The sequence below is a fragment of the Paraburkholderia fungorum genome (assembly GCF_900099835.1).
Classification (GTDB): Bacteria; Pseudomonadota; Gammaproteobacteria; order Burkholderiales; family Burkholderiaceae; genus Paraburkholderia; species Paraburkholderia fungorum_A.
Genome location: NZ_FNKP01000002.1, coordinates 2,146,487 through 2,157,343 on the forward strand (window position 1 = coordinate 2,146,487; position 10,857 = coordinate 2,157,343).

General features: G+C 60.9%; 10 protein-coding genes. 7 read left to right on the forward strand and 3 right to left on the reverse strand.

The features are described from left to right. Positions 1 to 7: 7 nt before the first annotated feature. Positions 8 to 793, forward strand: a complete 786-nt coding sequence (locus tag BLS41_RS25325; protein WP_074769819.1) for a tetratricopeptide repeat protein — start codon at positions 8 to 10, stop codon at positions 791 to 793. Next, positions 790 to 1,473 carry a Fe2+-dependent dioxygenase gene (locus BLS41_RS25330; protein ID WP_074769821.1) on the forward strand — a complete coding sequence of 228 codons (684 nt, stop codon included), beginning with the start codon at positions 790 to 792 and terminating at the stop codon, positions 1,471 to 1,473. Before BLS41_RS25325 ends, BLS41_RS25330 begins: the two co-directional genes overlap by 4 nt. A gap of 769 nt (positions 1,474 to 2,242) precedes the next feature. Here the strand turns inward: BLS41_RS25330 and BLS41_RS38595 are convergent. From BLS41_RS38595 to BLS41_RS25340, 3 genes are all read right to left on the reverse strand, one after another. After that, entirely contained in the window at positions 2,243 to 2,422 is a 180-nt protein-coding gene (locus BLS41_RS38595; RefSeq protein ID WP_143026359.1) for a hypothetical protein, read from the reverse strand. A 256-nt stretch (positions 2,423 to 2,678) separates the two neighbouring features. Beyond that, positions 2,679 to 4,160, reverse strand: a complete 1,482-nt coding sequence (mctP, locus tag BLS41_RS25335) for a monocarboxylate uptake permease MctP (RefSeq protein ID WP_074769823.1) — start codon at positions 4,158 to 4,160, stop codon at positions 2,679 to 2,681. Next, positions 4,157 to 4,354, reverse strand: a complete 198-nt coding sequence (locus tag BLS41_RS25340; RefSeq protein WP_074769825.1) for a DUF3311 domain-containing protein — start codon at positions 4,352 to 4,354, stop codon at positions 4,157 to 4,159. Before BLS41_RS25340 ends, mctP begins: the two co-directional genes overlap by 4 nt. 291 nt (positions 4,355 to 4,645) lie before the next feature. On the opposite strand from BLS41_RS25340, the gene BLS41_RS25345 reads away from it, so the two are divergent. The 5 genes from BLS41_RS25345 to BLS41_RS25365 all read left to right on the forward strand — a co-directional run bounded on the left by BLS41_RS25345 (position 4,646) and on the right by BLS41_RS25365 (position 10,856). After that, entirely contained in the window at positions 4,646 to 6,058 is a 1,413-nt protein-coding gene (locus BLS41_RS25345) for a cache domain-containing protein (RefSeq protein WP_074769827.1), read from the forward strand. After that, a complete protein-coding gene (locus BLS41_RS25350; RefSeq protein ID WP_074769829.1) occupies positions 6,055 to 6,702 on the forward strand; it encodes a response regulator in 648 nt (215 codons plus the stop codon). Before BLS41_RS25345 ends, BLS41_RS25350 begins: the two co-directional genes overlap by 4 nt. A 169-nt stretch (positions 6,703 to 6,871) precedes the next feature. Continuing rightward, on the forward strand, positions 6,872 to 8,083 hold the full coding sequence (locus tag BLS41_RS25355; RefSeq protein WP_074769831.1) for a GGDEF domain-containing protein: 1,212 nt from the start codon (positions 6,872 to 6,874) through the stop codon (positions 8,081 to 8,083). 161 nt (positions 8,084 to 8,244) lie between these two features. After that, a complete protein-coding gene (locus tag BLS41_RS25360) occupies positions 8,245 to 8,787 on the forward strand; it encodes a hypothetical protein (RefSeq protein ID WP_074769833.1) in 543 nt (180 codons plus the stop codon). A 122-nt stretch (positions 8,788 to 8,909) separates the two neighbouring features. Beyond that, complete coding sequence (locus BLS41_RS25365; RefSeq protein ID WP_074769835.1) at positions 8,910 to 10,856, forward strand: arylsulfatase; 1,947 nt, start codon at positions 8,910 to 8,912, stop codon at positions 10,854 to 10,856. The last annotated feature ends 1 nt before the right edge of the window (position 10,857 follow it).

Genomic DNA, 10,857 nt, shown 5'->3' on the forward strand with positions numbered 1-10,857 from the left:
CGGCGTAATGGAACCCGCAACGCAAGTGACCTTGAAAGCGCTGGCGAACGTGTCGCACGACGAGTTCGCCGCGATTCTCGCCGGGCCGCCCGCCCAGGCTGCCGCCTGGGTGGCGGCGGCCGCTCACAACGGTATTGTCGAAGCGCAGGCCGTGTATGGGCAGTATCTGCTCGACGGCCACGGCGTCGAACGCAATACCGACGAAGCGTTCACGTGGTTCAGACACGCGGCGCGGCGCGATCATCCGATGGCGATGAACATGCTGGGCCGCTGTTATGAGCATGGTTGGGGCACGGCTCGATGTGCGCCGGTTGCCGTGTACTGGTACCGGCTCGCGGCGCAGGCGGGGCTGGACTGGGGGATGTACAACTATGCGTCGGCGCTGGCGCTCGGTAACGGAATTACCTGTGACCGCGCGCAGGCGTTGCAGTGGTTCCAGCGCGCGACCGGTCTCGGTCACACGAAGTCGTTGAACTTCATCGGCAGCTTTTACGAAGATGGCTGGGAGGTCGACGCAGACATCGACATCGCGCTCGACTTCTACCATCGCGCTGCGCAAGGCGGCGACTTCCGCGGACAATTCAACTACGCGCGACTGATGGCCGAACGCGGCGATATCGACACTGCGCTGCACTGGTTGCGGCGCGTGCCGCTCACTGCGACACCAGCATTCATCGCGAAGATGCAGGGATGGCTCGCGGCATCGCCAGTCAGCGCGTTGCGCGCGCTGGGTAATGAAATGAACCTGAGCGCCCGCAGACCGGCCCGCTTTCTCTGGGAGTCGCGCACATGATGCTGCATCTGCAAGGCGTATTGACCAAACAGCAGGTCGCGCAATGCCGCGAAGTGCTCGATGCGGCGCCGTGGGCCGATGGCAATGCGACGTCCGGCGCGCAATCGGCACAAGCCAAACGCAACCAGCAACTGCCTGAAGGCTCGCCCGCCGCACGCGCGGTGGGCGACGCGATTCAGGACGCTCTCGGCCAGAACTCGCGCTTTTTTTCCGCTGCGTTGCCGCTGAAAGTATTCCCGCCGCTATTCAACCGCTATGCCGGCGGCGACGGTTTCGGCACCCACGTCGACAACGCGATCCGCCTGTTGAAGGGCACCGATTTCCGCATTCGCAGCGATTTGTCAGCGACACTGTTTCTCGCCGAACCGGACACTTACGACGGCGGCGAACTGTGCATCGAAGACACATATGGCGTGCATCGCGCGAAACTGCCCGCGGGCGACATGGTGCTCTACCCGGCTTCGAGCCTGCATCATGTGAGTCCGGTGACGCGCGGCGTGCGGCTCGCTTCGTTCTTCTGGATTCAAAGCATGGTGCGCGACGACGGCGAGCGCACCACGCTGTTTCAACTCGATAACGACGTGCAGCGCCTCGCTGCCGAGAAGGGTTCGAACGATCCCACCGTGGTCAGCCTGACCGGCATCTATCACAATCTGCTACGTCGCTGGGCCGACGCCTGAGAACGCGCGTGCAACGATGCGCGAATGGAAGTGCCAATAAGAAACGCCGCGGGGCGTTGGGCGGCTTTTCGTCTATTCGGCTCGTCTTTCAACTTGCCACGAATTGAAGCGCTGCCATCCATAGGCGCTAACCGGAATGACAACGGCGGCACAAATTAAACAGACCAGGCCTAGTAGCAGCAACAGACCGGGGTCGTCCATCTGCAAAACGCCAGGGTCGTATTCGGGCTTAAATCTTCTGACAGTCCAGAGTAAGCCGTTATTGACTGCCTCATAAAACCCGATAGGTATCAGATACCAGACACGCGAAAGAACGAAGTGACACGCCGAAAAAACCAAGGCGCTCCACAATGCCGCTGACCCGATGCACCATGCAACAAACGCCAGGCGCTTCATCGAACATCTACCCAGCCGTACGCCTTCAAGGTGCTTCCGGGTAAAGACATGTCGGGATTATGTCGGCGAATGTGACGCTCCAGACGATCAAATTCACTGGGATGTTTAATGGTTAATGGACGATGGTGACGCGCACCCATCAGCTTTCCCGTGTGCCCGTCCGTGAGCGAATGAATTCCATGCGTGAGACTTAGAACTTCGATGCTTCACTCGCGACCCGATACTTCACTGGACCCCCGAAGGTCCGCACCGCCTTCATCTTTCAACCACAAACGCAAAGGAACTGCCATTGATTCTCCGCTCGGAAAGGGTCCGGTTAAACCGGTGAATTGCCCTTTTAGCACGTCGCAGAAATTGAAACGGTGAAGAATCGTCAAAGGTTTTGAGTTACCTTTCCCGCCATGTTTGCAACGGAATCAGGATGCATGAAATGAACGCCACTTCCTGGATTTGTCTGATGCGCCAGTCGCAACATAAAGCGCGGCGTCTCGGAGCGGACGTTGAACGCATGGCTGATCATCACGTTTATCGCCTCACTTGCCGAAACACTCATGAAATCACACGTATATCGCATTCCGCACTGGTCGGCGCGGCCCCGCCAGAATATGTTTCGGGTGAAGTGACAATTCGGCATGCTTGCCCTCGTGGGACAAACGACAAAACTTTTCGTCAAATTCAGCTTTATTTGCTCACTGTGCTTCGCCATGAAAAACACCCCAAATCGTTGGACGGGTGTCCAACGATTTGGGGTGTAACGCGGAGCAACTGCTCCGCGGCGTCTTTCATCGAGGCTCGATAGAGCGCGCAGCTCAGGCTGCTACCACCGCCCTACGCGGCGACACCACCGACACCGCGAAACTGACGACGATATTCGCCACCAGTGCAATCAGGCCGATATACAGCGGATAAACCGCGTCGCCAAGGTGCAGCGCGTACACCGGCTTGAGCCCTTGCGAAATCGCGAGGCCCGTGCCGATCACGATCCCCACCAGCCAGCCGGCGAACAGCCCCGGCGTATTCAGGCGGCGCGTGTACAGCGTGAACACGATGGCCGGGAAAATCTGCAGAATCCACACGCCGCCGAGCAGTTGCAGGTCGATCGCGTACTGCGTCGGCAGGAACACGATGAACAGCAGCGCGCCGAACTTGACGACCAGCGACACGATCTTCGCGGTGGACGCCTCGCCTTCAGGCGAAATATTCGGCGACACCAGCGGACGCCACAAATTACGCGTGAACAGATTGGCCGCGCCGATCGACATGATCGCGGCGGGCACCAGCGCGCTAATCGCAATCGCAGCCGCCGCGAAGCCGACGAACCACGACGGGAACAGCGTGCCGAACAGCGCCGGCACCACGTCGGACGCCGATTTCACGTTCACGCCCGCAGCGATCGCCATATAGCCGAGCAATGCGATCAGACCGAGCAGCAACGTGTAAGCCGGCAGGAAGATCGCGTTCTTGCGCACCGTCTTCGCCGACGCGGACGACAACACCGCCGTCATCGTATGCGGATACATGAACGCCGCGAGCGCCGAACCCAACGCGAGCGAAGCATACGCGGTGAACTGCGTCGGCTTCAGCAGAATGCCGGTCGCGCCGCCTTTCGCCTTGAAGTGCGCATCGGCCATGTCGAACACGTGCGCGTAGCCGCCGAGTTTCACCGGAATCAGCCACACCGCCGCGATCACGACGATGTAGATCATGATGTCCTTGACGAACGCGATCATCGCCGGAGCACGCAGGCCGCTCGCGTAGGTGTACAGCGCGAGAATCACGAACGCAACAATCAGCGGCATTTCGCCGGTCACGCCGAGTCCCTTGATCACCACCTGCATACCGACCAGTTGCAGCGCGATATACGGCATCGTCGCGACAATGCCTGTCAATGCGACCGCTGCCGGGAACCACTTGCCGCCGTATTCGCCCTGCACATAATCGGCTGCCGTGATGTGGTTTTTCGCATGCGCGACCTTCCACAGTTTCGGCATCACCGCGAACACGAACGGGTAAACGATGATCGTATAAGGCAAAGCGAAGAAGCCGTACGCGCCCACCGAGTAGACCAGCGCGGGCACTGCGATCACCGTATAAGCGGTGTAGAAATCGCCGCCCACCAGGAACCACGAAATGACCGTGCCGAACTGACGGCCGCCCAGACCCCACTCGTGCAATTGCGTCATGTCGCCCCGCTTCCAGCGCGCAGCGAAGAAGCCGATCACGGTGACCAGCACGAAGAACGCGATAAAGACGGTCATCGCGACCGGATTCACAGGATTGATATCGCTCATTTGACACCTCGGTACACGGCGTAAATCAGTAGCGAGGTCAACGGCACCCACAAGAACTGATACCAGTAAAAGAACGGAAAGCCCGCGAACGACGGATACGCGTGGTTATAAAACGGCAACCACAACAACGCGATATAGGGGAACAGCAGAATGAGCCAGAGCCATGAACGGCTGGCGGATGGGGAGGTCTCCACGAACTTCTCCTAAGTCTATTATTGACGCCGCGCAGCGTGGCTTGTGGCCCGATACGCGGAAAACCGGTGATCTGATATCAGGTGTAAAACCCGATTCAGGCGTCTCCTGTCATGGCATGAGAATGCCGGACCGGCCCGCTGCGCCATGGCGCATAGGCGACGGCGTCCGCGCTCCAGACGCGCGGTACGCCGCGGCGTTGTAGTATTCGCCTTCGTGAGCGACCTTACAAGCGCGCAACTACGTAAGCCGGCTACGTAATACTACGTAGCCGGCTCGCTGTCTTTCCGACGATGAAACTCAAAGCCAAGATTGTGCTGCTGGCGATCGTGCCCTTTCTGGCGGCCATCGCCAGCATCGAAATGGGCGTGCGCGAGCAGGCCACCGCGCTCGCCGAGCGGCAGCACGCGACGACCCAGGCGGCCTATCTGGCCAGCAAGGAAATCGAACTCAAGCATTACGTCGAACTCGCGACCACGGCGATCGAGCCGCTTTACGAAGCGGGCCGGGACAATGCGCGCGACGACGCATTGTTGCGCACCCGCGCGCTCGACGTGCTCGAGAAAATGGATTTCGGCAAGGACGGCTACTTTTTCGTCTACGACATGCATGGCCGTTCGCTGATGCATCCGCGCGAGCCGGACCTCGTCGGGCGCGATTTGTGGACGCTGCGCGACAGCCAGGGCGTGCCGACCATCCAGCGGCTGATCGCGGCGGCGTCGAATGGCGGCGGCTATGTGCGCTATCTGTGGCACCGGCCGTCGACCGGCAAGGTTGCATCGAAACTCGGCTACGTAGTGCCGCTGCCCCGCTGGGGCTGGATGATCGGCACCGGCATCTATCTCGACGACGTCGACACGACGCTCGCGCATATCGACGAAGGCGCGGCGGCCAACATCGACCGTACGATGAAATGGATCGACACGATCGCGGTGGCTGGACTGGCGGTGATCGCGCTGTGCGCGCTCGTGCTGAACGTCACCGAATACCGTAGCGCCGACGCCAAACTGAAGCGCCTCGCGCAGCAGGTAGTCGAGTCGCAGGAAAACGAACGGGCGCGGCTTTCGCGCGAACTGCACGACGGCATCAGCCAGATGATGGTGTCGGTGAAACTGCTGCTCGAATCCGCGCTGGCGCGCTTCGAGCGCAGCGAGTCGCGCGTGCCCGCCGCCGAAGCCGCGCTGTCCACGAGTCTCACGCGTCTTGGCGATACCTTGCGCGAAGTGCGCCGCATTTCGCACGCGCTGCGTCCATCGATGCTCGACGATCTCGGCGTCGCGGCCGCGCTCGAACAACTCACGCGCGAACTCAGCGACGAGTCCGGCATCGAGATCGGCTTCACGCAGATCGCGCACACGCACGCGGCCACGCTGCCCGACGCGGTCAACACCGTGCTGTTCCGCATCGCCCAGGAAGCGCTGACCAACATCGTGCGGCACGCGCAGGCAACGAGCGCGGCACTGGCGCTCGAAATCTCGCACGACGCCGTCACGCTGACCATCGCCGACAACGGACGCGGTTTCGACGTGACCCACGCTTTCGTCGGCCGACGCTCGGGCGTCGGTCTTCGCAACATGCGCGAGCGACTCGAACCGCTCGGCGGCAAGCTGTCGCTGAACTCGCAAGCCGGACACACGCTCGTGACCGCACGCGTGCCGCTTGGAACGCCGGAACCCGCCGCCCTCGCCGACCCAATCCGATCATGAACGATACTTCCCACGCCACTGCACGCCTGCTTCTCGTCGACGACCATCCGCTCGTGCGCGACGGCTTGCGCGCCCGTCTCGAAGCGGTACGCAACTTCGAAATCGTCGGCGAAGCGGGCAATGCGCAGGAAGCGCTCGCGCTTGCCGACAGTCAGACACCCGATCTCGTCCTCATGGACGTCGGCATGACGGGGATGAACGGCATCGCGCTCGCCGGTCTCTTTCATGAGCGATTTCCCGGCATCCGCGTGCTGATGCTGTCGATGCACGACAACCTCGAATACGTGACGCAGGCGGTTCGCGCCGGAGCGGGCGGATATGTGCTGAAGGATTCGCCCGCGACCGAAATCATTCAGGCCATCGACGCCGTGCTCTCCGGTAAAACTTTCTTCAGCGCCGGCCTGGGCGCGCGTCTGATCCAGGCGTCGGCGACGCAATCGCCAATTGAACGGCTGACGCCGCGCGAGCGCGATATTCTCGATGCGCTCGCGGAGGGCCTGTCGAGCAAGCAGATTGCGCAGCGCAACGACCTGTCGGTGCGTACCGTGGAGACGCATCGGCTGAATCTGAAGCGCAAGCTCGATATAGAGGGACAGGCGGAGCTGATTAAATTCGCGGTAGAAAACCAGCGAACGAAGCGGTGAGCTAATGAGTTGTGCGTTGCCGCGCCATTTACCTGAAACGTATTAATGCACGCGGCAAATACATTCCTTACGCATATATGCCGCAGTCCGACTATCGTCCTGCCGTCTTATTTTCGTCGTAAAATGCGCGTGCCGCCGCGATGTACCGGCGAATAGCCCTTCATCTGCGATGCACGTCGACCTCATTACCCTTTATCTCCTTGCAATCGGAACGCTTCTAGCCAGTTCCGCCATGACGCTCTGGGAGCGCCGCACCCACCCTGCGCGCCGCAAGGAATTAAGCATCCTGTCGGCGGCCTATGCCACGCTGGCAATTGGCTGCGCGGCCGCCGCGTTTCGTCATACGCTGCCTGGCGTGACAGGCGCTGCGTTGAGCAATCTCGTCATTGTTACCGGCTATCTGCTGATCCTCCACGGCGCCGCCGCGCTGAGCGGCCGGCAATATCGTGCCGGGTCGATCGCGTTGGTCGCGCTTCTCGCGCTGACCTGGGCCGTGGCGGGCACGCGCGGCGAAGCGCTAATGTGGGGCTACGTCAGCGCGATTCCGATCGCGATAGCCTGCGGCATGACGGCCCTGGAGTTGTCGCGAAACAACGCGTTGAAGCGATTCCAGTCGCGCCGCATCGCTGCGTGGGTGTCCGGCGGACACGCGCTTTTTTATGCGTTCAGAGCTTTCATCCTGCCCTGGCTCGCCACGCAGTTCGGGCCGAAAATATTTTCTATCGCCAGCCAGATCACGATGTACGAGGGCGTGCTGTATTCGGTCGTCCTGCCGATGACCCTGCTGAAACTCGTCCGCGAAGAGGCCCATGAGCAACTATTGCTGGAATCGCAAACCGATTATCTGACTGGCCTCGGCAATCGCCGGCGCTTTTTCGAAGAAGGCACGCGCGTGATCAGCGACGGCGGCGCGGCGCAGTCCGTCTCGCTGCTTGCGTTCGACCTCGACCACTTCAAGACGATCAACGACCGGTACGGCCATGAAACCGGCGACGAGGTCCTGAAGTCGTTCGGGCAGATTGCACGAAGCGTGCTGGGCGCCGACGCGATACTCGCGCGCATCGGCGGAGAAGAGTTTGCCGCGCTGCTGCCGGGGCAAGACAGCCGCCGCGCTAAAGAACTGGGCAGCGCAATCGTCAAGCGGTTTGCTGCGACGGTTTCTCACCGGATCGACGGCGCCGGAATACAGGCGACGGTCAGCATCGGCCTCGCGCAATCCGGGAGCGAAGCATTGACGCTCGGCGAACTGCTCGCCGCCGCCGACCAGGCGTTATATCGCGCGAAATCGCTCGGTGGCAACCGGCTGGAATTGGCGCAAACCGCAGCGAAGTCGCAATCGGCGGAAAGTGACACGGCACGTCGTCGCGGAACGACGGTTTAAAGACGGCGTGTTCCGTTTTCAGGCTCGACAATAAAAATAAAAACCTGTTGTCGCAAAGTACTCTGCGTCACTCGCCTCATTCACTCCGCTGCACGAAAGTGCCAGAATAGAACTTCGCCTCTCTCCTTTTCGGCTACCCCACTACCGAAAGCAGACCGAAGATGAAACGCCAGATCATTGCGCGATTGGGCTGTCTGCTAATCGGCATCGCCGCTATTCATGCTCATGCGCAACAGCCTCGCAGCAATCGCGGCCACGATCCGTTCTTTCAGATCTCCAAAGCAATCGGCGACTGCCCCACTCCGCTGGGTCCACTCGAAACCGAAAAGGAATGGCTCGACGACAGCCATTACCGGATCGAGCGCGGCAATAGCTGCTGGATAGAAGGTCGCTGCCGTTTATCGAACGCGTATCTGTACGACGCGGAAATCGCCGAGGCCGTGCCACGGCGTCTCGCCAGCATCAATCTCGCCACGCACTGGCGCGAGCAAACGACGCTATGGCTCACGCTGCAACGTCGCTTCATTTACGTGGAAGGCTGCGTGGCACCCGGCTTTGACAAGCACACGTTCATCTCCGAACTCGCCAAAACGGCCGACGTCGAGCGCGTTATAGACAACACGGTGAGCGATCCGCACGCCGCACAACTCCCCTACAAAATGCTTTCGAACCCGGACAAGCCGGTACTCGATCCAGGCAACTAGAACCGCGCTGCACGCCACAACATCTATATCGACAATCCGGCATAGCAACGCAGAAATCAAACTTTGGACGTACTGTTACCGTTGCTAACATCGGCGACCCGACATCTTCGGTCAGTACAACAATGACAACATATCGATCGCAACACTCAACACTTCGTCTCGGCATTGTCGGCGCAGCCGTCGCCAGCCTCGTCGCCCTCGCTTCGTGCGGCGACGGCAGCATCTCTCCCAGCGCTTCGGCACCGGTCGTCGCACAGAAGCGGCCGAACATCCTGTACATCATGGCCGACGATCTCGGCTATTCCGACATCCACGCATTCGGCGGCGAAATCAATACGCCGAATCTCGATGCACTGGTGCAATCGGGTCGCATTCTGACCAATCACCACACCGGCACCGTCTGCGCGATTACGCGTTCGATGCTGATTTCCGGCACCGATCACCACCTGGTTGGCGAAGGCACGATGGGTGTGCCGACCGATGAACGCAAAGGACTGCCCGGCTACGAGGGATACCTGAACGACCGCGCGCTGTCGGTTGCGCAATTGCTGAAGGACGGCGGTTATCACACGTACATGGCCGGCAAATGGCACATCGGCTCGGGCATTGTCGGCAGCGCGACGGGCAGCGGACAGACACCGGACCAGTGGGGTTTCGAGCACAGCTACGCGCTGCTCGGCGGCGCTGCGACCAATCACTTCGCGCACGAACCCGCCGGTTCGCAGAACTACACCGAAGACGGCAAGTACGTTCAGCCAGGCCAGCCGGGACAACCGGGCGGCACAGGCGGCAGCCCTGCCGTGTTCTATTCGACCGACTTCTATACGCAGCGCCTGATCTCCTATATCGACTCGAATAAAGCCGACGGCAGGCCGTTCTTCGCCTACGCGGCCTACACGTCGCCGCATTGGCCGCTGCAGGTGCCGGAGCCTTATCTGCACAATTACGCGGGTAAATACGACGCCGGTTACGACGCGATTCGCGACGCCCGCATTGCGCGGCAAAAAGCGCTCGGCATTATTCCGAACGACTTCGTGCCGTACGGCGGCGCATCGGAAACGCTCGTCGCGACTGCGGCCACCGCGAACAACGGCACGGCGTCGGCGAAATACGTGAGCGCGGTGCACAGCGCCGCGCAAGGCTATACCGACTACGGCCCCGGCTATGTGAACAAGAAGTGGGACAGCCTCTCGCCCGCTGAGAAGAAAGCGCAGGCGCGCTACATGGAAATCTACGCGGGCATGGTCGAGAACCTCGACCACAACATCGGCCTGCTGATCCAGCATCTGAAAGACATTGGCGAATACGACAACACGTTCATCATGTTCCAGTCGGATAACGGCGCGGAAGGCTGGCCGATCGACTCCGGCGCGGACCCGACCGCAACCGATACCGCCAACGCCGCCGACCCGGTCTATTCGACGCTCGGCACGGACAACGGTCTGCAGAATGCAAAGCGTCTGCAATACGGCTTGCGCTGGGCCGAAGTGAGCGCAACACCGTTCCGTCTGACGAAGGGGTATTCGGGTGAAGGCGGTGTGTCCACGCCGTTGATCGTCCACCTGCCGGGGCAGACCACGCAGAAGGCGACCTTGCGCGATTTCACGCACGTGACCGACAACACCGCCACGTTCCTCGCGGTCGCGCAGATTTCGCCGCCTACGCAAGCCGCGCCTGCACTGATCAATACGCTGACCGGCGTCGATCAGAACAAGGGCAAGGTGGTCTACAACAATCGCTACGTGTATCCGATCACGGGTCAGTCGCTGCTGCCGCTACTGAACGATCAGACCACGAACGCGGTGCATACCGCTTCGTTCGGCGATGAAGCCTACGGCCGTGGTTATCTGCGTAGCGCCGACGGCAAGTGGAAAGCCTTGTGGACAGAGCCGCCGCTCGGTCCCGTGGACGGTCACTGGCAACTGTTCGACATGACCGCCGATCGTGGCGAAACGCAGGACGTGGCGACGCAGAATCCGTCGGTGGTCGACAGCCTCGTGCAGCAGTGGAACAGCTACATGACGAGCGTCGGCGGCGTCGAACCGCTGCGTCCGCGTGGTTACTACTGAG